Here is a 774-nt window from a genome sequence, read left to right as displayed (position 1 = left end):
GTTATCAGGACTAGAAGCTTGCAGAGCGCGCAAGGACGGGCCGTTTCCCGCGCAAGGCCAAATTTTGACAGCAACACGCCAGAGGGTAAAAATTGCGCAAGATCGAGATCATTCCGCCCGGGCAAACCCTAAGCCACACCCGTCCGGGTGCGGAAGACTGGCACCCCGAAACCAATCCGGCCGCCTCCTATCTCCTGTCCCTGCCCTCCCGGCACAGCCGCCGCACCATGCGCTCCCTGCTCAATCAGGCCGCGCGCCGCTTCGGCGCACCGGATCTGGAACGTTGCCCCTGGACCGACATGCGCCGGTCCCATGTCGATCTGCTGCTCGGACTGCTCGATCAGGACGGCAAGACGCCGGCCACCCTCAACAGCTACCTGGCCGCGCTCAAGGGTGTTGCCAGGGCGGCCATGATGATGGGCCAGCTCGATCCCCTCGAATACGAGCGGATCAAGGCCGTGAAACCGCGGCGCGGGTCCAGAACCGCAAAGGGCCGGATGTTGCAGACATCCGAAATCGAGGCAGCCATTGGCGCAATGGCGGCGACCGAGGGACCGCAAAAAGCCCGCAATCTCGCGCTCTTTGCCGTCCTCCTGTCAGGCGGACTGCGCCGCACCGAAGCCTCCAGCCTCAACTGGGAACAGATCGACTGGCAGGACGGATCCCTCAAGGTCCTCGGCAAGGGCAACAAGGAACGGATCGTCTACCTGCCGGAAAAGGCCATGGCCTATCTGAAAATCTGGATCGAGGACGTGCGCGGCGCCTATCCCGGCC

The 774-nt window shown here is 63.6% G+C and carries 1 protein-coding gene; it reads left to right on the top strand.

The genetic code is table 11. The features are described from left to right. Nucleotides 1-92 precede the first annotated feature (92 nt). Nucleotides 93-774 (top strand): site-specific integrase (locus E1297_RS01140; RefSeq protein WP_155132834.1); only part of this gene is annotated, 682 nt, incomplete at its 3' end.

This window comes from Roseibium sp. RKSG952, from assembly GCF_009711355.1.
Note: the sequence above shows the minus strand (reverse complement) of the source record. Positions and strands in the feature narration are given on the sequence as shown.